Below are 23,459 nucleotides of genomic sequence, written 5' to 3'. Positions count from 1 at the left end.
CGAGAGGACCGCGCAGCTGTGGGCCCCGCACGGACGCGTCCTCTCAACCCGGACGGGGTGGGTCAGAGTTCACGCAGGTACAACAGCATCCGGCAGTCCGCACCGGCATCGCGGTTCGAGAAGCCGTGCCGTTCGTAGAATCGGCGGGCATCCACGTCGACCTCGTCCACGCCGATGTGGATCTCGCCGCAGCCCAGTTCGCCGGCACGGCGCAGGATATCCCGCATCAGGGCGGTGCCGACGCCCTGGGCGCGCAACGCCGGGACCACGTAGAGCTCCTCGAGCTGCATCAGCGGCCCGTCGAAGTACGGGGACGGACGGCAGGTGAGGTAGGCGAAGCCGGCCGGTTCCGCCGGATCCCCGGCCAGCAGGACCAGGACGTCGTCGCGCGGCAGCAACCGTGTGAAGCGCGCGGCGAACTCGCGGGCGCTGGGCGTCGGGGCGCCGAACTCGGTGTTGAAGTCGCACAGGAGCCGGCCCACGTCGTCGGCCCGGTCGGCACCTGCCCGGCTCACCGCCGTCGGGCCCGTCCGGGGCGCGAGGCGGGCCGCAACAGGGGCACCATCACGGGCCGCCGGACCGGGACGCCCCGCCGGGGTCATTCGTCCGAGGCGTGGGGCGCGCCCGAGACCGAGGTGCGCCATTCCTCCGGCGAGGTCACCGGGAACCGGCGCCCCGTGACCTGTGTGGGCCTGATCCGCACGAACTTGCCCTTGGCTCCCGTCTGCCACGGGGTCAACGGCAGCTCGGTGGTGTCCATGAGCTCGTCCGTGGCGGTGATCTGCTCCGCCGTGCCCTTCAGGACGACGCTCCACGCGTGGGCGGCCGGCGTCCCGGCACCCTCCTCCGGAGCGTCCACGCCGTCGACCTCCACGGCCACCCGCGAGGTGGACAGGGCGGCATGGACCTTGGTGCCCTCGGCGGTGCGGAACACCAGGGATCCGTGGTCCACCACGTAGTTGATGGGGAAGATCTCCGGATGGTCCTCCACGATGACGGCCAGCCGCGCCACCTCCCCGGTGCGCAACCGCGCCCAGCAGGCGTCCTCGCTCAGGTCGTCGGTGCGGCTCTGGTGATTGGTCATCCGGTCCTCCTCGTCGCGGGTCCACGGCAGCTGGTGGGGCCGTCCCTCGTGGTTCCACTCTGGTCCGCCGAGGCCGGACGGACAAGGGGTGACCACAGGGTGGGCGGCCGGCCGTCCACCGGACGTCGGGCGACACCCCCTGACATCCGCGGCCGGTTCTCGTTACGGTGGCGACCAGGGGTCCAGCAGGCCATGACCCCAGCATCGACCACCAGGAGGAATCATGCCGCGCCCCATCGTCAACACCGCCAGCACGCAGTGGAAGGGTGACCTGTTCACCGGCTCCGGCACCACGACGCTCGAGACCTCCAACGTCGGCACCTTCGACGTCGCCTGGAAGTCCCGCGGCGAGGAGTCCGGCGGCACCACGACCCCGGAGGAGCTCATCGCCTCCGCCCACGCCACCTGCTTCAGCATGCAGTTCGCCAACATGCTCAAGGAGAACGGCACCGCCCCGACCCAGCTGGACACCACCGCCGAGGTCACCTTCGTGGCCGGGGAGGGCATCACGGGCATCGCACTGGCGGTCAACGGCCAGGTCGAGGGGATCTCAGCAGCGGACTTCGAGCGGATCGCCGGCGAGGCCAAGGACCAGTGCCCCGTGTCCCAGGCGCTCGCGGCCGTGAAGAACATCACCCTGAAGGCCACTCTGGCCTGACCGGTCCGGTCCGGGGAACTCACGATGCGCGCCTGGTGGGTGGCCGCGCAGGGGCCGGTGACCGGCGAGCCGCTGCGCCTCGGTGAGCGCCCGGACCCCGAGCCGGGCCCGGGCGAGGTGCTCGTCCGCGTCCTGGCGTGCGGGGTGTGCCGCACCGACCTGCACGTGGTCGAGGGGGACCTGCCCCTGCACCGGCCCGAGGTGGTGCCCGGCCACGAGATCGTCGGTGAGGTCACCGCCCTGGGTCCCGGGTGTGAGCGGTTAACCGTCGGCGTCCGGGTGGGTGTGGCCTGGCTGCGGCACACCTGCGGTCGCTGCCGGTTCTGCCGCCGGGGCGCCGAGAACCTGTGCCTCACCCCGCGCTTCACCGGTTGGGACGACGACGGCGGGTACGCCGAACTGGCCGTGGTCCCCGAGGCCTATGCCTACGAGCTCCCGGAGGCCTTCACGGACGAGGAGGCCGCCCCGCTGCTGTGCGCGGGGATCATCGGCTACCGGTCGCTGAGACGGGCGGACCTGCCACCGGGAGGGCGGCTCGGGATCTACGGCTTCGGGGCCTCGGCGCACCTGGCCGCCCAGGTGGCGCTGCACCAGGGGGCCGAGGTGTACGTCATGACCCGCGGGGAGAAGGGCCGGCAGCTGGCGCGTGAGATCGGCGTCGACTTCGTGGGCGAGTCCCGGGAGATGCCGCCGGTGCCCCTGGACGCCTCGATCATCTTCGCCCCGGCGGGTGACCTGGTGCCATTGGCACTGCGTGCCCTGGACCGCGGGGGGACGCTCGCCCTGGCCGGCATCCACCTCAGCGACATCCCGGCGCTCCACTATGCCTCGGACCTGTTCCAGGAGCGGCAGGTCCGCAGCGTCACCGCCAACACCCGTCAGGACGGTGAGGAGTTCCTGCGGCTGGCCGCCCGCATCCCGCTGCGGCCCACCACCGTGACCTACCCGCTGGAACAGGCCGACCGGGCGCTCGCCGACCTGGCCGGGGACCGTGTCACCGGCGCGGCGGTGCTGCGGGTGGCATAGCCGGGGAACCATCGCCCGGGCCGGTAGCGGTGCTGGTACCGGCCCGGACCGAGGCCGTGGGACGGGAGGAAACACCTGCCGAGACGGCCGCGGGCCGGCGTCGGGTTCGTTAGGGTGCGAACGTGGACACGCAACGAATGCGCGGTACGGCCGGGACGACCGCCCCGGCTCCCCGGACGGACCGGGAGGTCCGCCCCTACCTGGAATCGCTCGGGATCCCCGGCATCACGGACCTGCACGTGCACTTCATGCCGGCCAACGTGCAGGAGAAGGTGTGGGCGTTCTTCGACACCGAGGTGGAGCGCGGCGGGCCCCCGTGGCATATCGAGTACCGCCAGTCCGAGGAGCAACGAGTCGCCACGCTGCGGGAGATCGGTGTGAGCGCCTACACCACGCTGAACTACGCCCACCGGCCCGGCATGGCGGCCTGGCTCAACGACTACTCCGCCGACTTCGCCGCCAGGCACCCGGACGCGATCCACTCCGCGACGTTCTACCCTGAGCCGGGTGCGCAGGATGAGGTGGTGCGGAGCCTGGAGCGAGGGGCGCGCATCTTCAAGGTGCACGTGCAGGTGGGCGGCTTCACCCCCCTCGACCCCCTCCTGGGCCCTGCATGGGCCACCGTGAAGGAGGCCGGGGCCCCCGTGGTCATCCACTGCGGCAGCGGCCCCCACCAGGGTGAGTACACCGGGCCGGAGCCCATCCGCGAACTGGTCGACAGGCACCCGGGGCTGGTCCTGGTGATCGCCCACGCCGGCCTGCCCGAGTACCGCGAGTTCGCCGAACTGGCCGCGCGGCACCCGAACGTCTACCTAGACACGACGATGGTCGGGACCTCATACATGCAACGGACTCACCCGGCACCGCCGGACTATCCGCGGACCCTGGCCGGTCTGCGGGACAAGGTCGTCCTCGGAACGGACTTCCCGTCCATTCCCTATGCGTACAGCCACCAGATCGAGGCGCTCGCCGAGTGGGGGATGGACGACGACTGGATGCGCGGCGCGCTGTGGCACACGCCCCGCAGGCTCGTCGGACTCACGGCTCGCTGACCGCCGCCCGCGGGCCGGTGGAACCGGAGCGGCCGGTGGGCCGACGGTCACTTGTACAGGTGGATCCTCTGGTGCTCGATCGCGGACAGGTCGTCCGAGGTCGCATTGAGGAGCCGGTCTGCCAGGTCCCGCAGCGCGCGCGCCGTGGCCAGTTCCTCACCGATCTCCGGGACGTCGCGGTCCACGGGATTGCGCCGGGCCCGGCCGAACCCCTCCAGGGTGGTCCCCGAGGTGGTGGTGAGCTGGGCGTGGGCCGTGGTGACGCGCTCGTCCGGTGTGGGGTCCTCCGTGGTGACCAGGTTGACGGAGATTCTCCAGGTGTGTGTCATCGTGTTCCCTCCAGGTGGTCCTTGCAGCGGCTGGCCGGGGATGAGACGAGGTTAGGACCGCGCGCGCTCACGTGTCCATGGTCGAAGAGCGCGTCCTCTCAGCTGATCACGTACCCAGCCGCCGGCGCCCCAGCATCCGTCAGGCCCCTGTCCCGGCCGGTGTCCAGGAGCGTCTCCGAGAGATAGATCCCGCTCGAGCGCTCGCAGTGGAGCAGGTAGCTCGGCCGGCCGCCCTCGTCGAGGCGGACCAGGTCGGTGACCACTCCGGCCACGGTGGTGCGCAGGGTAGACCCGTCGGGGACCAGGTCGTCGGAGAGGTCCAGGGCGCAGACCGAGGCCAGCAGGTCGGTCACTTCCCTCCCGGTGAGCCGGAACATGGCCCGCCCGTGAGTGAGGTCCACCACGGACACCTGCTCCTCGGCATCATCGGCGAGCCGCCCCAGGTCTGCCAGGACCCGTGTGCCACTGCAGGGCTCGGCCAGGACCAGCCACTCGCCGGGCCCGGATCCGATCACGAGGGTGTTCTCGCCCCGGTGGACCCGGCCGAAGGGTGCCTGGAGGGTTGTCGCGACGGCGCCGGTTGGCTCAGCGCGCACACCAACCTTCACCAACGGGGTGTAGTCCGTCAGGGACAGCTCGGCCGGCCTGTGCTGGCCGGCCACCTGCCAGCCGCGGAGCTCCTCCGTGGGACCGGTGACGGAGAGCGGACCGCGGGCCAGGGGGGTGGGATGGGCCTGCGGTTCGTCCGGCACGGAGTCGTTCTCCAGCCGGGTGCCGTCCGGGTCCAGGTGAGCCAGCCGGTCCATGACGGCGGCCTGGACCGTCCGTCCGTCCGGCAGGCGGACGTCCACGACCGATCCGGCCGCCGCCAGGGACGGTTCGAGCTGGCCGAGGCAGACCGACCGCCCGAGGGTGGGTGAGTGGCGGCTGGAGGTGATGCGCCCGCCGATCCGCCCGTCCGGGCGCAGGACCTGGCTGGCCTCGGCCGGGACGATGTCCGGATCCACCGGTTGCAGGGCCACCAGGCGGGTGCCGCCGCCGTGCTCTCGTTGCCAGGCCAGTTCCGGCTTGCCCGCGAAGTCGGGCTTGTCCAGCTTGATCGCCCAGTCCAATCCCGCACTGTAGGCCTGGGTGAGGCCGTCGGTGTCCTGACCGATGATCAGGTGGCCTTTCTCCAGGCGCAGGACGCGCTGGGCCTCCACGCCGAACGGTGTCACCCCCAGGTCCTGGCCGGCCTCGAGAAGTGCCTCCCAGACGTGCAGGCCGTACGAGGCGGGGACGTGCAGTTCGTAGGACAGTTCACCGGTGAAACCGATGCGCCAGAGAATGCAGTCGTCCACCCCGGCCACCCGTCCGGTGCGCACGCGCATGTACCCGAAGGCCTCCGCCGAGAGGTCGATGCCCTCGACGAGGCGAGAGACCAGGCGGCGTGCCTGCGGCCCGGCGACGTTGATGCTGGTGTACGCGGTGGTCACGGGAGTGACGTGGACTCGCCATTCCGGGCGCTCGGTCTGCAGCCAGGTCTCGAGCCATTCCCAGACGCTCGCGGCCCCGGAGGAGGTGGTACTCATCAGGTAATGGTCCTCACCCAGCCGGGCGGTGACACCGTCGTCGAAGACGACCCCGTCCTCACGGCACATCGCGCCGTATCGGACCCGGCCGACCTCGAGCTTCGACCACTTGTTGGTGTACACCGTCTCAAGCAACTTCGGGACGTCCGGTCCCCGCAGGTCCAGCTTGCCGATCGGAGAGACATCGATGATCCCTACGGCCTCGCGGACGGCGCGGACCTCCTGCTCGGGGTCGCCGTAGTGTTCCGGCCGGATCCACTGGCCGGCCACGAGGGGTACCGCGCCGTTGGCCTCGTGCCAGGAGTGGATCTCGGAGTACCGGACCGGGTCTTGGCTTGGCCCGGCCAGGGCGCCGAGCGTGACCGGGGCGTACATCGGCCGCCAGGTGGTGGTGCCCGTCTGCGCGATCGTCTTCCCGGTCGCGTCCGCGATCACCGCGATCGCGTTCATCAACTCGTGCTTTCCTTGCGTGGGCCCCATGGTGACCGTGGTGAAGCGCTTGGCCAGTTCGGCGGAATCGTAACCCTCGGCCACGGCGCTGTAGAGGTCCTTCGAGGAGACGTCCTCGGAGAAGTCGACCATGCCGTGCGTGGAGGACCGGAACAGCTCGGGATGCTCCTCCACCGCCAGGTCGGGAATGGCGGGGACGGACGCATCGGCGGGGACGGTGGCGTCGACCCGGCCGGAGGTGGCCGGCACGGCGAGTGCATGCTGGCGCCGGGTGCCCAGGGCGTGGACGGCGGCCGCAGCCCCGGTGGCGTGCCCGTGTGCGATCAGGAGGTCCGTGGAACCGTCACCGGCGATCCCTCCGGTGGCGAAGACACCTTGACCGGCCTGGCCACCAGGCAGGAAGCGCGCGGCCCGGGGTTCGTAGACCGGCACGTCCCCGGACATATTGAGCAACGACGTCGGCGCGGTCCAGCCAGTCGCGGTGACCAGCAGGTCGGCCTCGAGTCGCGTGCCGTCCGCCAGCTCGACGGACTCGACCGTCTTGCGGCCGCGAACCCGGACAATGTCCTGGCCGGCCCGCGCATCGACGAACCGGACGACCTCGACGCCGGCCCGTTCGAGGTCTTCGGCCGCGGCATCGCCGTCCGGATTGGCGCTGAACACGACTGCGCGCTCGCCCGGGGCGACGCCGTAGAGGTTCACCAGGCTGCGGGCCGCCGTGGACAGCATGACGCCGGGGGTGTCATTGCCGTCGAAGACGTAGGGCCTCTCCAGCAGCCCCGGAGCCACGATGAGGCTGCGCGCCCGCGTCTTGAGCAGGCGCTCGGCGACGCCCGGTTCAGGATGGCGCTGCACCACGGCGCACCAGTTGTCGTCGTAGCGGGCGGCGACGGTCGCATTGGTGAGGACCTGGATGGTCTCGGCCTGGGCCACCCGTCGGACCAGGCCCGCGGCGGTCTCCGGATCGCTCCAGCGCAGGTGCCCGCCGAGCTGGTGTCCCTCCTCGACGAGCATGACGCGGGCCCCACGTTCAGCGGCGGCCAGGGCTGCGGCCAGACCGGCGGGACCGCCTCCCGCCACCAGCACGTCGGCGTGGGCGTGGCGCTTGTCGTAGGCCTCGGGGCCGGGAGTCCGGCTCAGCCGGCCGCCGTGTACGAACTGCCTGAGCACCGTCTCATAGACCGGCCACAGGCGCTGGGGCTTGATGAACGTCTTGTAGTAGAAGCCCGGACCGAGGAAGCGGCCGGCCAGCTGGTTCACCCCGCGCACGTCCACCTCGAGGGAGGGCCACGTGTTCTGCGAGGACACCTTCATGCCCTCCTCGATCAGACGGTGAGCGCCGCGGACGTTCGGGTCCCCATCCACCTGCACCATGCACCCGGGGTCGTGCAGGGTGGCCGACAGCAGCCCGCGGGGCCTGTGGTACTTCATGCTCCGGGAGTACATGCGCACCCCGGCGGCTGCGAGGGCCGAGACGATGGTGTCCCCCCGGAACCCGGAGTAGGCCCGACCGTTCCAGGTGAACTCGACCGGGGTTGAACGGTCGATCACCTCACCGGGCTGGGGTGCGATGCGGCGATCCAGGGTGGTGCGGCTCCTGGACAGGTTCATCGGGACTCTCCTTCGGCAGGGATCACGGTGTTGGTGCGGGTGTCCCGCGTCACGACGAGGAACTTCCGACACCCGGCGGCGTGATACCACCGTTCCTCGACCACGCCATGGGGGTTCTCCCGGATGTACAGGTAATGCCGCCACTCCTCGACGGTGGTGGCGGTGGGGTCCGGACGGTGGTGCAGGGGCCCGTCATGGTGGAATTCATTGACGTTGCGGGGGCCGCACCACGGGCAGCTCAGCTGCATCATGGGAACCATCCTCCTGGGGTGGGGTCGGGGTCGTGACGGGTCGGAGTGTTCGGCGCTGCCTCAGCAGGTGAGATCGGGGGGCGAGAGGTCAGTGCCCGACCGCCGCAGCGCCCTTCTCGCCGACGAGCCGGCCTGAACTGAACCGGTCCAGGCCGAAGTCGGCGATGATCTCCGGCACTCGGCCGCTCGCGACGGTGTCGGCCATCGCCTCCCCGGCCACCGGGCCGGCCTTGAATCCGTAGGTGCCCCAGCCGACGTCGACCAGGAACCCGTCCACGCCGGTGGGGCCCATGATCGGAGAGTAGTCCGGCGTCATGTCGCACAACCCCGCCCATTGGCGCAGCAGGCGCATCCCAGACAGGGCGGGCATGAGTTTCAGGACGTTGCCGGCCAGGCCCTCGGCGAAAGCTAGGGACCCGCGCGTCGAGAACGAGGTGAAGGGGTCCACGCTGGCACCGAAGACGAGCTCGCCCCGGTCGGTCTGGCTGACATATACGTGCAGGGTGCCGGAGACGACGACGGTGTGCAGGAACGGCTTGACCGGTTCGGTCACGGCCGCCTGCAGCGGGGAGGTTGTCACCGGCATCTCGACCCCGGCCATCTCCGAGATGATCGTCGACCAGCCGGCCGTGCAATTGATGACGGTCCCCGTGGCGATGTCCCCTCGGGTGGTCTCTACGCCGGTGACCTTGCCGTCGGTGACGTCGATTCCGGTGACCTCCGTGTTCTGGTGCACCTGGACGCCGAGATGGTCGGCCGCGCGGGCGTAGCCCCAGACGACGGCGTCGTGCCGGATGGTGCCCCCCGGTGGGTGATAGAGCCCGCCCAGGATCGGGTACCGGGTGTCCGTGGAGGTATCCAGGTGGGGCACCAGTTCCTTGATCTGCCTCGGGTCGATGACCTCGGAGTCGATGCCCTGGACCTTGTTGACCTCGGCCCGCCACCGCATGGTGCGCAGTGCGCCGTCATTGTGGGCCAGCGTCAGGTGACCCTGCCGAGAGAACATCACGTTGTAGTTGAGCTCGGCGGCCAGGTCCTCGTAGAGCCTCAGGGAGCGGTCGTAGAACCGAACCCCCTCCGGGGTGAGGTAGTTCGAGCGCAGGATCGCTGTGTTGCGCCCCGAGCCGCCGCCGCCCATGTAGCCCTTGTCCACAACGGCCACATTGGTGATCCCGTGGTTCGCCGCCAGGTAGTAGGCCGTGGCCAGGCCGTGCAGCCCCGCACCGATGATCACCACGTCGTACCGGGAGTCCAGGTCATGGTCCCGCCAGGACCGTGGCCATCTCCGCTGCGTGAGACCCCGGGCCGCGAGATGGGCGGCCGAGTACCGGCGCAGCAGGGGAGGTCGGAAGGAGGGCTGGGGGTTGTCTGGGCGAGTCAAGGCTTCCTCCACCGGTTGCCGACAAGGCGAATACTGGCTATCAAGAAATTAAGAAATTCACAACAACTATGAGATGAAAAGTGATGCTGCTCACGAATTGGGGCCATCGAATCATGGCCTCACAACGGGTGTCAACGCGTGGAGGTGGCCCTGCCTTCACGGGTGGCACGGTATGCCTCCCGGGCTTCTCAGGCCTTGACACGGCTCGCTGAGACCCTCATAGCATCTGCTATTACAAACGTTTTCCTGCTGGATTGAAAAGTAAACAGACTGCTCGCTTCACGTCCGTGTGCAGAGGAAAGAGACGCTGGTATGGAAGAAACTCCGAGAACTGTGGATGATGTCCGAAGGATCGTCGAAGAGAATGATATCGAATTCATCTTCGCATCTTTTACAGAAGTCCGGGGAAAGTCGAGCGCAAAGCTGGTCCCGGTCTCCGAGCTGGATTCCCTGTTCGAGAACGGCGCGGGTTTCGCTGGCTTCGCGGCCGGGGAGATCGGACAGGGACCGCACAGCCCGGACATCGAGGTGATTCCGGATCCCTCCACGCTGAGGATCGTCCCCTTCCAGCCTGGACTCGCCCACCTGATCGGTGATGCCCGGGTCGAGGGTGGAGAATGGTCGTTCTGTCCGCGCACCATCCTGCGACGCCAACTCGAACGGGCGCGGGAGTTGGGTTACGTCTTCAAGATCGGCTTCGAGGCTGAGTTCATGCTGGTGGACTTCGACGATGACGGCCAACTCGTCGTCGCGGACCGCCAGGACAACTGGTCCAAGCCCTGCTACGACGTCAAGGGCCTGACGCGGAAGTATGACTTCGTCACGGAGATGTCGAAGTACGTCACCCAACTCGGTTGGGAGAACTACGCCGTCGACCATGAGGATGCCAACGGCCAGTTCGAGTGCAACGTGATGTTCGCCGACGCCATGGAGACCGCGGACCGGGCGGTGTTCTTCCGGTACATGACCGAGACCGTGGCGCAGCAGCACGGGGCTATCGCCACGTTCATGCCCAAGCCGTTCACGGACAACACCGGCAACGGGTTCCATTACACGATGAGCCTGTGGGACGCCGAGAAGGACGTGAACCTGTTCGAGGACCTCGACGATCCGCGCGGGCTGGGACTGTCTGAACTCGGTTACCAGTTCGCGGCCGGTATCCTCGACCATGCCCGCGGGTACATGGCCATGGTGGCGCCCACCGTGAACTCGTACAAGCGGATGAAGGCCGGCACCGAGTCGGTGCGCACCTGGGTTCCGGTGGCCGTCACCTACGGTGGCAACAACCGCACGCAGATGCTTCGCGTCGCCCGGGTCGGAGCCATCGAGGACCGCACGCCGGACTTCTCCGGCAGTCCCTATCTGGGCTTCGCTGCCGCGCTGGCCGCGGGGCTGGACGGGATCGAGCGCAAGCTCGATCCGGGCGAGGCGAACCGGAGCAACCTCTATGACATGTCCACCCGGGAGATGCACCAGCGGGGGATCCATACCCTGCCGCACTCCCTGCTCGAGTCGATCCACTATCTCGGGCGTGACGAGGTGCTCCGCAACGCTTTCGGCAAGGTCCCGCTGGAGGGGGCCCACGGCGAACCGTCCGAGGAGTGCGAGGACTTCGTCGACTACTACACGCGACTCAAGCTGGACGAGTACCACGAGCTCACAGACAGGGTGACGGACTATGAGGTCCAGCGCTATCTCCAGTTCCCATGAGCTGATCGCCGCGGCAGCGGAGGTCACCGAGGCCGGTGGGCAGACGGCACAGTTGTTCCAGTTCCACCGCGGGCAGGACGTGTTCTTCATGCTCATGCTCGTGGCGTTCCTGATGATGTTCATCAGGCGCTTCGAGTGGGGCGTCGCCCTGACCACGCTGCTGGTCCTGGCCGTCAGCTGGCCGCTCTACCTCATCGGTTACACCCAGGTGCTGGGCAACGACCTGGACATCGACGCTGTGATCCTCGGGGTCTTCGCCTCGATCACGCTGGTGATCGCGATCGGAGTCTTCCTGGGGCACCTCGCCACGATCCACTTCATCCTCGCCTCAGTGCTCTTCGTGCCTGCCTACATGTTCAACGAGTGGTTCCTCTTCGGTCTCCTGGACGGGGTGCTGGACTCAGGCGGGTCGATCCTGGTGCACATGTTCGCCGCGTACTGGGGCTGGGGGGTCATCCTCGGCCTGCAGAACCGGCGGGTGTCTGACGTTCCGCAGGACACGAGCGTGCACAGTGTCTCGTTCGTGTGGCTGGCCAGCATGCTCCTGTTCGTGTTGTGGCCCTCCTTCGTCACCGCCCTGTTGCCCCCGGAGGCCGTCATCCCAGGGATGATCAACACCTACCTGGCGCTGACGGCCTCGGTCCTCGTCACCTACGTGTTGTTGTGGGCGCTGAAGCGGACCATCGACCCATTGGTCTACACCTACGCGATCCTCGCGGGCGGCGTTGCCATCGGGGCCTCGGTGGACCTGGCCTCGCCCCTGCAGTCCTGGCTGATCGGCCTGCTCGGCGGTGCGGCCTCCACCTTGTGCTTCGTGTACCTCCACGACTGGCTCTGCCGGAAGACCGGTGTCCTGGACACCATGGGTGTGCACAACCTGCACGGCGTGCCGGGCATCCTCGGCGGCCTGGTCCCGCTGGTGCTGTTCGCGGCACCGTTGGACCAGCTCTGGGCGGTCCTCGGCACCCTGGTCATCGGGCTCGTCACGGGACTGGTCGCCGGACTCATCCTGCGGTTGTTCCCGCCCCCGGAGAGGATGCTCGACGACGCCGAGGCCTTCCCCCTGGACGAGGTCCGGGCCGCGGAGGCACAGTGACGGGACAGGAGAGCACCATCCATTCCATCAGGCAGAAACAAGGGAGGCAGTGTCCATGTGTGGGATCATCGGTCTCCACCTGAGGGATCCAGGACTGCAGGACCAGCTGGGTTCGCTCATGACGACCATGTTGCAGGGCATCATCGTGCGCGGACCGGACTCGGCCGGCGTCGCGATCTATGGCGACACCGCCCGCGTGCCGCACGGTCACGCGGCCGTGTCCGTTCTGCACGCGCCGGACGGCGTGGCCGAGGCGGTGACGGCACAGTTGCCGGATGTCCAGGAGCTGCGGGTGGAACGGGCCGGTGAGACCACGGTGATCACCGCGGCAACGGACCCGGACCGGCTGGCCAAGGCCGTCGAGGCCGCCGCGCCAGAGGTCAGGGTCATCGGGCAGGGTGATGACAGCGTGGTCTACAAGGGCGTGGGCCACCCTCTCAAGCTGGCCGAGGACTTCCGGCTGGCCGAGGCCACCGGGTGGCAGGGTGTGGCCCACACCCGCATGGCCACGGAGTCCGCCATCAACGCCGAGGGATCACACCCCTATGCCGCTGGCACCGGGTTGAGCCTGGTCCACAACGGGTCCTTCTCCAATTACGCCTCCATCCGGCGCGAGCTGGAGTTCGAGGGCGCCACCTTCGACTCGCACAACGACACCGAGGTGGCCGCCCGGTTCGTCTCCGCCCGACTCGACGCCGGGGACGACCTGGAGGCGGCGCTCGTGGCCCTCGCCGAGCGGTTCGACGGTTTCTTCACCCTGCTCGTCACGACCAACAAGGGCTTCGCCGTGGCCCGGGACGAGATCGCCTGCAAGCCGGCGATCATCGCCGAGCACCCGCGCTGGGTGGCGATGGCCTCCGAGTTCCAGGCGCTCGCACACCTGCCGGGCATCTACGAGGCACGCGTGTTCGAACCGGAACCGGGCAAGGTCTACGCGTGGAAGCGCGAAGACGTAATGACGGGTGCCCACCAGTGACGGGGACAGGAGAGATGATGGAGACGGAGACGACGGAACTGGAGGCCACGAGCGCCGAGGCACGGGTCTTCGACCTGGCAGAGACAGACGTGCGGGAACTCAACAGCGAGCTGCACGCCCCCAGTGCTCAGAGTTACGTGGTGCAGAACCCCCGCGGCGCGCACGCCGTCGCGGCGGGGGTGCACGACGACGTCGAGATCCGGATCGAGGGCGACGTCGGTTACTTCTGCGCCGGGATGAACCAGCGGGCGCACATCACCATCGAGGGTTCGGCCGGCCCCGGGGTGGCCGAGAACATGATGTCCGGTTCCGTGCGCGTGAAGGATGATGCCTCCCAGTCGGCCGGGGCCACCGCGCACGGAGGACTGCTGGTCATCGAGGGCAACGCCTCCACCCGGTGCGGGATCTCGTTGAAGGGCGCCGACATCGTGGTGCACGGCAACATCGGGGCCATGAGTGCGTTCATGGCCCAGGCCGGGCGGATCGTGGTCTGTGGGAACGCCGCCGACGGGCTCGGCGACTCGATCTACGAGGCGCGGATCTACGTCCGCGGCACCGTGGGCGACCTGGGCGCGGACTGCATCGAGAAGGAGATGGGCGACGAGCACCGGGCCGAGCTGGCCGAACTGCTGCGGGAGTCGGGCAAGGCCGCCGAGGCCGATGACGACGATTACCTCGGTGGCTTCCGACGCTATGGCTCCGGCCGCACCCTGTACCACTTCACCAGCGACCAGTCCGGGAGTTACTGATGCGCACCCCAGAGGATCGTGGCCTCCGTGAGTCGGCCACGTACGACCGTTTCCACATCGCGGCGATCCGTCATGCGGCCGAGACCGGCGTCTATGACATCCGCGGCTGGGGCGCCAAGCGGAAGGTCCCGCACTTCGACGACCTGCTCTTCCTCGGCTCGTCGATGTCCCGCTATCCGCTGGAGGGTTACCGCGAGCGGTGCGACACGGACGTCCCGCTCGGCGGGCACCACGGCGCCACACCGGTCCACCTGTCCACCCCCATCACGATCGCCGGCATGAGCTTCGGGGCGTTGTCCGGCCAGGCCAAGGAGGCCCTCGGCCGCGGGGCGAGCGAGGTCGGCACCTCGACCACCACGGGGGACGGTGGCATGACCGAGGAGGAGCGCGGTCACTCGGACAAGCTCGTCTACCAATTGCTGCCGAGCCGGTACGGGGTCAACCCCGACCACCTGCGCTCGGCGGACGCGATCGAGGTGGTCCTCGGCCAAGGGGCCAAGCCGGGCGGCGGCGGCATGCTGCTGGGCCAGAAGATCTCGGAACGCGTGGCCGGGATGCGCACCCTGCCGGCGGGCATCGACCAGCGCAGCGCGTGCCGTCATCCGGACTGGACCGGTCCGGACGACCTGACCATCAAGATCCACGAATTGCGCGAGATCACGGACTGGAAGACCCCGATCTACGTCAAGATCGGTGCCTCGAGGCCGTACTACGACACCAAACTGGCCGTGGCCGCCGGTGCGGACGTCATCGTCCTGGACGGCATGCAGGGTGGCACGGCCGCTACGCAGGAGGTGTTCATCGAACACGTGGGCATCCCCATCCTCGCGGCCCTGCCGCAAGCGGTGCAGGCCCTGCAGGAACTGGGGCTGCACCGGAAGGTCCAGTTGATGGCCTCAGGCGGCATCCGCAATGGGGCGGACGTGGCGAAGGCGCTGGCACTCGGTGCGGACGCCGTCTCGATCGGCACCGCCGCCCTCATCGCACTGGGTGACAACGACCCGAAGTACGCCGAGGAGTACGAGCGTCTCGGCTCGGCCGCCGGTTACTATGACGACTTCCAGGACGGGCGGGATCCCACCGGCATCAGCACGCAGGACCCGAAGCTCGCTGCCCGCCTCGACCCAGTGGCTGCGGGCAAGCGCCTGGCGAACTACCTGCGTGTGCTGACTCTGGAGGCCCAGACGCTGGCGCGGGCGTGCGGCAAGGCGCACCTGCTCCACCTGGAGCCGGAGGACATGGTGGCCCTCACGATCGAGGCCTCGGCCATGTCCCGGATCCCGCTGGCGGGCACCTCGTGGGTCCCCGGCGCGAAGCACCACCAGTACGACTGAGGCGGGGTCAACAGAACAGCTCGGCCAGCAGTTCGTCCGAGCGGTGCTGGCCCTCGAGGTCGCTCATGCCCCCGGTCACCATCAGCTCGTCCGCGCCGGTGAACCGCATCAGGTCCTCGACGCCGGCCCGCACCTCCCGGGGCGTCCCGTGGATGGACCGCTCGAGGTTCTCCGACACCCGCTGCCGGTCGCGTCCGGTGACGCCCTCGCCGTGCAGCCGGGCCACGACGTCGTCCACGTCCGCGAGGGCCCGGAACTCGCCCTGGGAGCGGGACCGGGCCAGCGCCCAGGACTCGGGCAGCAGCAGCCGGCGGGCCGCCTCGCGGCTGTCCGCGACCGCCACGTTGGCCGAGGCGATCACGTAGGGCTCGGCGTACCAGGGCGAGGGGCGGAACCGCTCCCGGTAGAGGTCCAGCCCCGGGTGCGTGGCGTGGGCGTCTCGCTGGAAGAGGGACGGCCCGCCCACGACGACAGCCAGTCCGGCCTGCGCAGCGGTGGCCAGTCCTCGCCCAGTCGCCAGGACGAAGAGCGGGGTCGCCACGTCATTGCGCGGCCGGGCGGTGAAGGGTGACTTGCCCCGGAGGAAACCGGTCAGTTCCGCCAGGTCCCCGGGGAAGTCCCGGGCGGCGTCCTCACCGGTGCGCAGCGCCTGGCGCACGGCCGGGGTGAAGCCCAGGGAGCGGCCGAGTCCCAGGTCGATCCTCCCCGGGAACAGGGCCTCGAGGGTGGCGGCCTGCTCGGCGACCACGAGGGGCTGGTGGTTGGGCAGCATCACCCCGCCCGAGCCGATGCGGATCGACTGCGTACGGGCGGCCAGGGCGGCCATCAGCACGGTGGGCGTGGAACCGGCGATGCCCGGGACACCGTGGTGCTCGGCCACCCAGAAGCGCCGGAAGCCCAGCCGTTCGGACCGTTGGGCCCGGTCCACCACGGCGTTCAGGGCCTCGGCCTCCGTGGAGCCGGCCAGGGAGTTGGCGCGGTCGAGGATGGAGACGGGCACGCGGGAGGGGTCAGGGGCGGTCATACCAGCCTCAACACGATCCGGAACGGGGATATTGCCGGGGTCGGGGGTAGCCGTCCAGGGGCAGCGGTGCCGGTGACCGAGTTGCTACGGTTCGGCCATGGCCGTCATCTACGAGACCGCGTGCACGCTCAACGGCTTCCTGGCCACCGAGGACGACTCCCTCGACTGGCTGTTCGCCATCCCGGGGGAGCAGCCCGACCTCACGCCCTTCATGGAGTCGGCCACCGCGATCGTCATGGGTTCGACCACGTACGAGTGGGTGCTCGAGTACGAGGACCTGATGGCCCACCCGGAGAAGTGGCCGGAGTACCTCGGGCGCCAGCCGCTGTTCGTCTTCTCCAGCCGTGAGCTGCCGGTCCCCGAGGGGGCGGACGTGCGGGTGCTGGACGGCGACGTCGGCCGGCACCTTCCCGAGATCCGTGCGGCCGCCGGTGCCGGCGACATCTGGATGATGGGCGGCGGAGGACTCGCGGCCCAGTTCTTCGAGGCGGATGCCCTGGACCAGGTTCGTCTGACGCTCGCACCGGTGACCCTGGCCTCCGGCAAGCCGCTGTTCGCCGGCGACGTGCGGTGGGACCGGTTGCGACTGCGCTCGGCCGAGAAGATCGGCGAGTGGGCCCGGCTGGTCTACGACGTCGCCCCGCCGTCATCCCCGGGTTCCTGACCCTCCGGCCTCCGCATCCAGTCCCAGCGCGGCCACCATGTCCAGCCGGGACAGGTCGAGCCTCAGGGTGGGCTCGTCGAGGTCCTGGCGAAGGCCCGCCAGCCGGCGCCGTCCCGCGTGGGTGCCGAGCACCTGGGTTCCGTTCCCATGTCTCGCTTGACCTGCTCCTGGGCGTCGAGCAGCGACCAGTAGTCGATGAGGATGCGGTGCTCGTCCTCGGGGTCCGAGGCATGGTCCAGGTAGTCCCCGGGAGGGAGCAGGGCCACCGTCAGCTCGATATCGGCGAGCAGCAGGGCCGCATCGGGGTCAACGTCCACGTTGCGCTTCATCTGCTCCCGGATGAGCTGAAGGCGCAGGCTCTCGGCCTGGGTCCGGGGATCGCCGTCCAGTGGCTCCACGGGCCCCGCCAGGTCACCGGGGTCCCCGTAGACCTGGAGTCCGGCCAGGGGCCGGTCCCCGGTGAGGGTCCGGCCGTACTGGATGTGGCTGTCCTGTTCCACGGCGTTCCAGCGTTCCATCAGGTCACCGTGCCGATCGGCCAGGGCTGCGGTCTCCTCGCGGGCGGGGCCGCGTGCGCGATCGCCAACAGCTGCGCCCGGTGCGCCTCCAGGGCCCCGGCCGGGTACACCCTGTGGTGGACCAGGACCTCGTCGATGGATTGGAGCAGGGGAATCGCGAAGCGGTCCAGGACCGACCGGGACCCCGCGTGGCCGGACCGGATCTCGACGGCCTGGGCCAGGGACTCGGCCCGGCGTTGCAGATCGAGGGTGTCCGTCCCGAACTGCTCCAGGTCCGCAGCGAGTGTCTCGGGGGCCCGGGCCTTCAGCGGGGTGATGGTGCCCTCGAGGTCCGCCACCAGGCCCTGTTCCGTGCGGGCCAGGTCCCACGTCCTCTTCTCGACGCTTCGACGGCGGCGCGGCCAGTTCGGGGAGCATGGAAGGTGGGGGAGATCAAGAGTTCGGCGGGAGACGCTCACACATCGAGCGCATCAGCATGTGGACCGTGTTGGCGTCTGCAGGCCCCTCCCAGTGGCGGCGTTCGCGTACCGCTACTTGGCTGCACCGGGTGGCCGGGGTGATGGGGGTGATCGCGCAGTTCGGCTCCCATGGGTCCATCAACGCTGATGTGGTTGCGGGCCTGGTGGTGCGGGTCTTGTGCGGCGGCACGTCTTGGACCAGCGCCCAGGGGGATGATGCTGGCCGTCGATAGACCCTTGTGCTCCGTCTCCACAGGGACCTAGGATTCGGCCGTCATTTGATCTCTCTCAGGGATTCAGTCATGACCAACATCAGTTTGGCAGCTAGGCGAGTTCGCGTTTTCTCGGTGATGGCCCTTCTCGTGGCCACCATTGGCGCCACGAATCCAGCGACGGCCGCCTCGCCCCATGCGCCACATGGATCTGCGTCGGTCGCGGGGCAGGAAGCAGGTGCGCCGACCGCTCGGCAGGCCGGGCCGGTCAGTACGGCCGGCGTCGAGTGGCAACCCTGTGGTTCCGATCATCCCGGTTATGACTGTGCGACCGTGCCGGTGCCCCTGGACTACGACGACCCCGCCCAGGCGATGACGTACGTCGCGCTGACCCGGTGGCCGGCGGCCGACCCCCAGAATCGGATCGGCAGCGTGTTCCTCAATCCCGGCGGCCCGGGCGCCTCGGGCGTCGAGTATGTGCTCAGCGGGTTCGGCGAGGGCCTTGGCGGGGAGCTCGAGGGCCGGTTCGACGTCGTCGGCTTCGACCCACGCGGTGTCGGGGCCTCCGAGCCGCTGAACTGCTTCGACACGCCGGAGGGGTTCGGGAACTATTTGGCTAGCCAGCCGCTCTTCCCCTATCGCCAGGACCAGTACCGCCCCTTCTTCAAGATCCACGCCAGGCTCGGCCCGGAATGCCATGACGATCACCAGCGGATTGCCGGGCACATGAACACCGCCGATGTGGCCCGGGATCTGGACCGGCTGCGGGACGCTGTCGGGGATGAGAAGCTGACCTATCTGGGGTTCTCCTACGGCAGCTACCTCGGCAACACCTATGCCAACCTGTTCCCGGACAAGGTGCGCGCGCTGGCGATCGACGGTGTCGTTGACCCGCGCCTGTGGTCAAGCGGTCGGCAGATCGACTCGGACCGGACCGCACCCCAGGCGGTGTTGGACGAGTTCCTGCGGTTGTGCGACGCAGCCGGTGCGGAGTGCGCCCTCTGGAGTGGTGAAGGGTCCCAGCAGCGGTGGAACCAGCTCCTGGAGACCATCCGCGAGGCACCGATCGTGCTTGATGACGACGTCGTCATCACCTACGACATGCTGATCGGCCTGGTTTCTGGATTGTTGTACGACCCCGGGCTGTGGGGCGGCGACGGGGGTGCGGCGGCATTCCTAGACGCCCTGACGGACGCCGCTTTGGCCGGTGACGGAGAGGCCGCCGCGGAGGCGGTGCGGTTACGCGCAGAACTGATCGAACGGCTGACCGAAGGCCGCGGTCAGTCCGCCTATGCCAATCAGCAAGATGCCCTCTACGGCAACCACTGCGCCGACACTGAGTACCCGCACGCCTTCAGTGACTGGAGGGCGATCGGTGAATACGCGCAAGAGGGCTCCCCGTTCGGGCCCCTATTCTGGTGGTCGAGGTCCACCGGCTGTGCGGATTGGCCCGTCAACGAGGACCGCTACGTCGGACCCTGGACGGCGCACACCGCCAACCCCGTGCTCGTGGTCGGCAACTACTTCGATCCTGCCACCGACTATGACGGGGCCGTGGCCAGTGACCGCCTGCTGGGCAACAGCCGACTGCTCAGTTACGCCGGCTGGGGACACACCGCCTACGGGGTCAGCCAGTGCGCGACCGAGCACGTCAACGCCTACCTGCTCACCGTGGCGCTGCCCCCTAAGGGTGCGGTCTGCCCGGCCAACCGCAATCCCTTCCTGCCCCAGGCCCAGACCAGCCACCCGACACCGCCGATCGGGCCCCCCGTACCGTGGCTTGCCCGCCCGAACCAGCCGGCCGGCACGCCCTGACGGGTCCGTCTGCCTCGCAGGCGTGATATCGACTGGCATCACACGAGGGAAAGGGTGCCACCGGGGCACTTCGGAGCGACAGAATGAATGCCCCTCGGGGGCCAGGAGGTTCTGTCCCTACATCATGATCTGTACTCGAGGCAGACGCGCCGTGGCTCGCTGAAGAACACCCTTTACCGTGCGAGGTGTCAGGATGACATCTCAGAGCTTCCACGGCCGGTGTCCATGAATCCGGGAATTGACCTCACCCTGACGATCGCACAGGCAAGACCTGACGTCCGATTGGGATGTACCTAGACCTGACGGAGACCTGTGGGGGAGGGGTGGTGCGGTTGGCGGCCCTCGCGATCACCGGAGGGTCACCACTGCTGTGGACTCCAGCTATTGAGAACCAAGCAGGTGCCAGGCTGGAGTCAGGCTTCACTGGCCCCGGCCGGCGAGGCCCGCCTGTCGGCGACGGTCCTGGCGCAGGGCCCGGATGCGGAAGGTGATCGCACTGACGATGAGTACCACCCCGATGCCTTGCAGGCCCGGTGAGTCATCGGCGCCACCGAGCACGACGGCCGCGATGCCGAGCGCCACGACGAGCAGGCAGACCAGCCATCTCACGGGCTTTCCTCACCGCCGACGCCACGCTCAGCGCCAGCGCTAGCGTCGTCATCGTCGACCCACTCGAGCAGGTCGCCGGGCTGGCAGTGCAGGACCCGGCACATCGCGTCCAGGGTATTGAAGCGAACCGCCTTGGCCCGGCCGTTCTTCAGCACCGCCACGTTGGCCGGGGTGATCCCGACTCGCTCGGCGAACTCGCCCACGCTCATCTTGCGCTTGGCCAGCTCCACGTCGATGCGCACCACGATCGGCATCAGATCACCCCTTCCATCTCGGTCCGTAGCGTCGTGGCCTGCCGCAACAGGTCCCGCATCACCACGATCAGCAGCACCAGCACCGCGCCGATGAGCGTGACGCCAATCAACATCACCGGCATCCCGGGGTCGCGCAGCTCGGGGGTGAAGTAGGTGTACGCGATCAGGGCAGCGGCCATGGCCGCCAATGCCAGCCAGGCCGCAACGAAGGTCCACGCGATCACGTCGACCCACCGCAGCGAGGCCGCGGTGAAGATCCGGTCGCGCTGGACCAGGGTCAGCAATCGCCAGGTGCAGACGATCACCACCTGGAGGCACAGGGCCTGCAGCTCCCAGAACACCAGCATCGGCCAGCGCCAGGGGTCCGCGCGTGGCCCCTCCTCGGTGGTGAAGAGGAACTCTCCGGGGAAGGACATGACCTGGGTGACCAGCAGCCCGACGAATACCATCACCAGCAGGACCCTGAGGGGGAAAGCCAATCGATTTACGATAGACATGACATAAGATTCATCGCTAATCTATCGAAAGTCAATATGACGCATGGGGTGCGGGGGATATCCTGCCCGATGGGGCTCCGCTGCTGGCCTTGGGTTGCTCTCGGCCACGGCAGTTCCCTGCGAGGGCCTCCAAGAATCACCCGCGTACTCGGATTGGTCATCCGTACCCCGTCTCAACAACTCGACGTGTTCTTCCTAGACGGTATGTAGTGACCGCTCCGGCGTGGAGGGGTTGCGGGCCGGGGCCTCACTCACAGAGGTTCGTGGGTTACCGGACACGAAGCCCCGTGCCCGGCCTTGCCGACAGTTGTGGGAGGCCCCGGTGTTTACCGAGCGTACGAGTGTCGGGCTCGATGTGCACGCACGATCCGTCGCGGCAGCGGCGATCGATGGCGTCACGGGAGAGCTCGTCCAATCCAGACTGACCCCGTCGCACGAACATATCCGCTCGTGGCTGCAGGATCTGCCCGGTCCGGTAGCGGTGGCCTACGAGGCCGGCCCGACCGGCTTTGGTCTCTGCCGGACGCTGAGGGAAGCAGGGATCCGGTGTGAGGTGGTGGCCCCGTCGAAGCTGCAACGCCCCGCCGGGGATCGGGTGAAAACCGATGCCAAGGACGCGGTGCACCTGGCCCGGTTGCTGAGATTGGATGAGATCACACCCGTGGCGGTGCCTTCCGTGGACCAGGAGGCCGCCCGTGACTTGGTCCGAGCCAGGGAGGACTGCCGGGGAGATCTGATGCGGGCACGGCATCGACTCTCGAAGCTCTTGCTGCGCCAGGGCATCGTTTATTCCGGCGGTCAGGCGTGGACCGGCGCCCATCACACCTGGTTGGTGCACCAGGCCCAGTCACAGCTGCTCCAGCGTGCCACTCGGTTAGCCTTCGATGCCGACTATGAAACGGTCATGGCCACTGTGATCCGCCGCAACCGGCTGGACAAGGACATCGCGGCGATGGCCGCGGAATCTGAGTTCAGCCCGCTGGTGCGACGGCTCGGTTGCCTGCGTGGGGTCTCCACTCTGACGGGGTTCGGGTTGGCCGTGGAGATCGGGGACTGGCACCGGTTCACCGGTAACAGCATTGGATCCTTCGTCGGGTTGGTTCCCTCCGAGCATTCCTCCGGCCAGACCCGGTCTCAGGGGCCGATCACCAAGGCCGGCAACACTCATGTGCGCCGGCTGTTGGTCGAGGCCGCTTGGCACCACCGGGCCCGGTACACCATCGGCAAGACCATGCGGGATCGGTGGGACCTGGCCCCGGCCGAGGCCCGGGCCCGCGGTGATGCCGGCAACCGGCGCCTGCACGAGAGGTGGGTACGGTTCCTTGCCCGCGACAAACGGGGCACGGTGGCCAATGTGGCCGTGGCCCGGGAGCTGGCCGGTTGGTGCTGGTCGTTGGCCGTGATGGACGGCTGAGTCCACAGACTGCTTCGTCTTCCGTGGTGCCGGTGGCAGCGCGTGGAGCGACCCGCGATTCAACTATGAGCAGCCGGGCTCTGGCCCGGTGACGCCCGATCCTAGACACGCGGTCCCGCTCCTGCCGAACACCCCGTCCTGCGGTATCCAACCCGCGCATATCAGTCTGACCGCGCGTCGATTATTGACACGCTCATCGGACTCGGGAGGCGAAGCTAGAGGCGCCCGCCCCACGATCGGGGACGGGCGCCTCGTCCTGCCTCTTGACAGACGTCCACTACATATCAGTTGAGACACCCGCGAAGGAGACAGGCGATTGAGACGAGTTGCCGCGTCTTTGGTGACGGCAAATTCCTGGAGAATCCGGGGGAGGTTGGTAGACCTCAAGCTGGCGCCCATGCTGCGTTTCAGCGTCGCATCAAACCAACGTTTTATGAGACGAGCTGCGGGGCGTAGAGCGAACCGGGCCTTATTGCTTCGGAGTCCCTCCTAGCGTGCGGAGCGTTCATAATGCAGGCTCTGCGGGGCTTTCCGGCGGTCGGAACCAGTTGCTGCGAAATCGCGGGTTTGCGGCGGCCGTTCCTGAACGTCGGCAAAACAAGTGCTCGTCAGTCGGGACAGTCTAGATGCGCATCGACCACCCGCCCCGGTGGGCGCCCCATAGATTGACAGCATGCCGAGACGAATATTTGAAGAAAGTGCGGATGCCTGTTAGC

Annotated in this window: 23 protein-coding genes; 11 read left to right on the top strand and 12 right to left on the bottom strand. The window is 68.5% G+C overall.

The features are described from left to right. Positions 1 to 62: 62 nt before the first annotated feature. Positions 63 to 515 (bottom strand): GNAT family N-acetyltransferase, encoded by a 453-nt coding sequence (locus tag CITRI_RS0110980; RefSeq protein WP_010144855.1) that lies wholly within the window; start codon positions 513 to 515, stop codon positions 63 to 65. Between the two features lie 83 nt (positions 516 to 598). Next, a complete protein-coding gene (locus CITRI_RS0110975; RefSeq protein WP_010144854.1) occupies positions 599 to 1,084 on the bottom strand; it encodes a pyridoxamine 5'-phosphate oxidase family protein in 486 nt (161 codons plus the stop codon). 223 nt (positions 1,085 to 1,307) lie between these two features. On the opposite strand from CITRI_RS0110975, the gene CITRI_RS0110970 reads away from it, so the two are divergent. From CITRI_RS0110970 to CITRI_RS0110960, 3 genes are all read left to right on the top strand, one after another. Beyond that, positions 1,308 to 1,742: an OsmC family peroxiredoxin gene (locus CITRI_RS0110970; protein WP_010144853.1), complete on the top strand. Its 435-nt coding sequence runs from the start codon at positions 1,308 to 1,310 to the stop codon at positions 1,740 to 1,742. Between the two features lie 24 nt (positions 1,743 to 1,766). Beyond that, entirely contained in the window at positions 1,767 to 2,768 is a 1,002-nt protein-coding gene (locus CITRI_RS0110965; RefSeq protein WP_010144851.1) for a zinc-dependent alcohol dehydrogenase family protein, read from the top strand. A gap of 122 nt (positions 2,769 to 2,890) precedes the next feature. Beyond that, entirely contained in the window at positions 2,891 to 3,820 is a 930-nt protein-coding gene (locus CITRI_RS0110960; RefSeq protein ID WP_237709049.1) for an amidohydrolase family protein, read from the top strand. A 47-nt stretch (positions 3,821 to 3,867) separates the two neighbouring features. Here the strand turns inward: CITRI_RS0110960 and CITRI_RS0110955 are convergent, their stop codons facing one another. The 4 genes from CITRI_RS0110955 to CITRI_RS0110940 all read right to left on the bottom strand — a co-directional run bounded on the left by CITRI_RS0110955 (position 3,868) and on the right by CITRI_RS0110940 (position 9,413). Beyond that, positions 3,868 to 4,149 (bottom strand): DUF1876 domain-containing protein, encoded by a 282-nt coding sequence (locus CITRI_RS0110955; RefSeq protein ID WP_010144849.1) that lies wholly within the window; start codon positions 4,147 to 4,149, stop codon positions 3,868 to 3,870. Positions 4,150 to 4,247: 98 nt separating this feature from the next. Further along, positions 4,248 to 7,781, bottom strand: a complete 3,534-nt coding sequence (locus tag CITRI_RS17430; protein WP_010144848.1) for a 2Fe-2S iron-sulfur cluster-binding protein — start codon at positions 7,779 to 7,781, stop codon at positions 4,248 to 4,250. Continuing rightward, on the bottom strand, positions 7,778 to 8,032 hold the full coding sequence (locus tag CITRI_RS0110945) for a sarcosine oxidase subunit delta (RefSeq protein ID WP_010144847.1): 255 nt from the start codon (positions 8,030 to 8,032) through the stop codon (positions 7,778 to 7,780). The genes CITRI_RS17430 and CITRI_RS0110945 overlap by 4 nt, the downstream gene beginning before the upstream one ends. 88 nt (positions 8,033 to 8,120) lie before the next feature. Then, positions 8,121 to 9,413: an FAD-dependent oxidoreductase gene (locus tag CITRI_RS0110940; protein ID WP_237709048.1), complete on the bottom strand. Its 1,293-nt coding sequence runs from the start codon at positions 9,411 to 9,413 to the stop codon at positions 8,121 to 8,123. 333 nt (positions 9,414 to 9,746) lie between these two features. On the opposite strand from CITRI_RS0110940, the gene glnT reads away from it, so the two are divergent. From glnT to CITRI_RS0110915, 5 genes are all read left to right on the top strand, one after another. Next, positions 9,747 to 11,123 carry a type III glutamate--ammonia ligase gene (gene glnT / locus CITRI_RS0110935; protein WP_010144845.1) on the top strand — a complete coding sequence of 459 codons (1,377 nt, stop codon included), beginning with the start codon at positions 9,747 to 9,749 and terminating at the stop codon, positions 11,121 to 11,123. After that, on the top strand, positions 11,092 to 12,219 hold the full coding sequence (locus tag CITRI_RS0110930) for an ammonium transporter (protein WP_010144844.1): 1,128 nt from the start codon (positions 11,092 to 11,094) through the stop codon (positions 12,217 to 12,219). Before glnT ends, CITRI_RS0110930 begins: the two co-directional genes overlap by 32 nt. A 118-nt stretch (positions 12,220 to 12,337) precedes the next feature. After that, entirely contained in the window at positions 12,338 to 13,195 is an 858-nt protein-coding gene (locus CITRI_RS0110925; protein WP_237709047.1) for a glutamine amidotransferase, read from the top strand. 14 nt (positions 13,196 to 13,209) lie between these two features. Further along, entirely contained in the window at positions 13,210 to 13,944 is a 735-nt protein-coding gene (locus CITRI_RS0110920) for a glutamate synthase (RefSeq protein ID WP_141566078.1), read from the top strand. Continuing rightward, positions 13,944 to 15,278: an FMN-binding glutamate synthase family protein gene (locus tag CITRI_RS0110915; protein WP_010144840.1), complete on the top strand. Its 1,335-nt coding sequence runs from the start codon at positions 13,944 to 13,946 to the stop codon at positions 15,276 to 15,278. The genes CITRI_RS0110920 and CITRI_RS0110915 overlap by 1 nt, the downstream gene beginning before the upstream one ends. A gap of 7 nt (positions 15,279 to 15,285) precedes the next feature. On the opposite strand, the gene CITRI_RS0110910 is transcribed toward CITRI_RS0110915, so the two are convergent. After that, entirely contained in the window at positions 15,286 to 16,302 is a 1,017-nt protein-coding gene (locus CITRI_RS0110910; RefSeq protein ID WP_010144839.1) for an MsnO8 family LLM class oxidoreductase, read from the bottom strand. A 97-nt stretch (positions 16,303 to 16,399) separates the two neighbouring features. Here CITRI_RS0110910 and CITRI_RS0110905 point away from each other — a divergent pair, with 97 nt between their 5' ends. Beyond that, positions 16,400 to 16,966 (top strand): dihydrofolate reductase family protein, encoded by a 567-nt coding sequence (locus tag CITRI_RS0110905; RefSeq protein WP_010144838.1) that lies wholly within the window; start codon positions 16,400 to 16,402, stop codon positions 16,964 to 16,966. Positions 16,967 to 17,028: 62 nt separating this feature from the next. Here the strand turns inward: CITRI_RS0110905 and CITRI_RS19440 are convergent, their stop codons facing one another. Further along, entirely contained in the window at positions 17,029 to 17,484 is a 456-nt protein-coding gene (locus CITRI_RS19440; protein ID WP_010144837.1) for a hypothetical protein, read from the bottom strand. Further along, positions 17,484 to 17,942: a hypothetical protein gene (locus CITRI_RS19435; protein ID WP_141566077.1), complete on the bottom strand. Its 459-nt coding sequence runs from the start codon at positions 17,940 to 17,942 to the stop codon at positions 17,484 to 17,486. The genes CITRI_RS19440 and CITRI_RS19435 overlap by 1 nt, the downstream gene beginning before the upstream one ends. A gap of 302 nt (positions 17,943 to 18,244) precedes the next feature. Between CITRI_RS19435 and CITRI_RS17425 the strand changes: the two genes are divergently transcribed. Next, positions 18,245 to 19,969: an alpha/beta hydrolase gene (locus CITRI_RS17425; RefSeq protein ID WP_083843420.1), complete on the top strand. Its 1,725-nt coding sequence runs from the start codon at positions 18,245 to 18,247 to the stop codon at positions 19,967 to 19,969. 420 nt (positions 19,970 to 20,389) lie between these two features. Here CITRI_RS17425 and CITRI_RS0110885 read toward each other — a convergent pair whose 3' ends face one another. Genes CITRI_RS0110885 through CITRI_RS0110875 form a run of 3 tightly spaced genes read right to left on the bottom strand, consistent with a single transcriptional unit; the run spans position 20,390 to position 21,281 of the window. Then, positions 20,390 to 20,578, bottom strand: coding sequence for a hypothetical protein (locus CITRI_RS0110885; protein ID WP_010144834.1), 189 nt, complete (start codon positions 20,576 to 20,578; stop codon positions 20,390 to 20,392). Further along, positions 20,575 to 20,832 carry a helix-turn-helix transcriptional regulator gene (locus tag CITRI_RS0110880; protein ID WP_010144833.1) on the bottom strand — a complete coding sequence of 86 codons (258 nt, stop codon included), beginning with the start codon at positions 20,830 to 20,832 and terminating at the stop codon, positions 20,575 to 20,577. The genes CITRI_RS0110885 and CITRI_RS0110880 overlap by 4 nt, the downstream gene beginning before the upstream one ends. Then, a complete protein-coding gene (locus tag CITRI_RS0110875) occupies positions 20,832 to 21,281 on the bottom strand; it encodes a DUF2975 domain-containing protein (protein WP_237709051.1) in 450 nt (149 codons plus the stop codon). Before CITRI_RS0110875 ends, CITRI_RS0110880 begins: the two co-directional genes overlap by 1 nt. A 370-nt stretch (positions 21,282 to 21,651) precedes the next feature. Between CITRI_RS0110875 and CITRI_RS0110870 the strand changes: the two genes are divergently transcribed. Next, entirely contained in the window at positions 21,652 to 22,743 is a 1,092-nt protein-coding gene (locus CITRI_RS0110870) for an IS110 family transposase (protein WP_029139248.1), read from the top strand. Positions 22,744 to 23,459: the final 716 nt, after the last annotated feature.

Source organism: Citricoccus sp. CH26A, assembly GCF_000224415.1.
GTDB lineage: Bacteria > Actinomycetota > Actinomycetes > Actinomycetales > Micrococcaceae > Citricoccus.
The sequence above is the reverse complement of the archived record's forward strand: the minus strand, read 5'-3'. Positions and strand labels throughout refer to the sequence as shown.

What these genes read in the sequence shown, in the direction of transcription:
- CITRI_RS0110975 (WP_010144854.1), bottom strand. Translation starts at nt 1,084, where the DNA reads ATGACCAATCACCAGAGCCGCACCGACGACCTGAGCGAGGACGCCTGC.
- CITRI_RS0110970 (WP_010144853.1), top strand. Translation starts at nt 1,308, where the DNA reads ATGCCGCGCCCCATCGTCAACACCGCCAGCACGCAGTGGAAGGGTGAC.
- CITRI_RS0110965 (WP_010144851.1), top strand. Translation starts at nt 1,767, where the DNA reads ATGCGCGCCTGGTGGGTGGCCGCGCAGGGGCCGGTGACCGGCGAGCCG.
- CITRI_RS0110955 (WP_010144849.1), bottom strand. Translation starts at nt 4,149, where the DNA reads ATGACACACACCTGGAGAATCTCCGTCAACCTGGTCACCACGGAGGAC.
- CITRI_RS17430 (WP_010144848.1), bottom strand. Translation starts at nt 7,781, where the DNA reads ATGAACCTGTCCAGGAGCCGCACCACCCTGGATCGCCGCATCGCACCC.
- CITRI_RS0110945 (WP_010144847.1), bottom strand. Translation starts at nt 8,032, where the DNA reads ATGATGCAGCTGAGCTGCCCGTGGTGCGGCCCCCGCAACGTCAATGAA.
- CITRI_RS0110930 (WP_010144844.1), top strand. Translation starts at nt 11,092, where the DNA reads ATGAGGTCCAGCGCTATCTCCAGTTCCCATGAGCTGATCGCCGCGGCA.
- CITRI_RS0110925 (WP_237709047.1), top strand. Translation starts at nt 12,338, where the DNA reads ATGACGACCATGTTGCAGGGCATCATCGTGCGCGGACCGGACTCGGCC.
- CITRI_RS0110920 (WP_141566078.1), top strand. Translation starts at nt 13,210, where the DNA reads ATGATGGAGACGGAGACGACGGAACTGGAGGCCACGAGCGCCGAGGCA.
- CITRI_RS0110915 (WP_010144840.1), top strand. Translation starts at nt 13,944, where the DNA reads ATGCGCACCCCAGAGGATCGTGGCCTCCGTGAGTCGGCCACGTACGAC.
- CITRI_RS0110910 (WP_010144839.1), bottom strand. Translation starts at nt 16,302, where the DNA reads ATGACCGCCCCTGACCCCTCCCGCGTGCCCGTCTCCATCCTCGACCGC.
- CITRI_RS0110905 (WP_010144838.1), top strand. Translation starts at nt 16,400, where the DNA reads ATGGCCGTCATCTACGAGACCGCGTGCACGCTCAACGGCTTCCTGGCC.
- CITRI_RS19440 (WP_010144837.1), bottom strand. Translation starts at nt 17,484, where the DNA reads ATGGAACGCTGGAACGCCGTGGAACAGGACAGCCACATCCAGTACGGC.
- CITRI_RS17425 (WP_083843420.1), top strand. Translation starts at nt 18,245, where the DNA reads ATGACCAACATCAGTTTGGCAGCTAGGCGAGTTCGCGTTTTCTCGGTG.
- CITRI_RS0110880 (WP_010144833.1), bottom strand. Translation starts at nt 20,832, where the DNA reads ATGCCGATCGTGGTGCGCATCGACGTGGAGCTGGCCAAGCGCAAGATG.
- CITRI_RS0110875 (WP_237709051.1), bottom strand. Translation starts at nt 21,281, where the DNA reads ATGGTATTCGTCGGGCTGCTGGTCACCCAGGTCATGTCCTTCCCCGGA.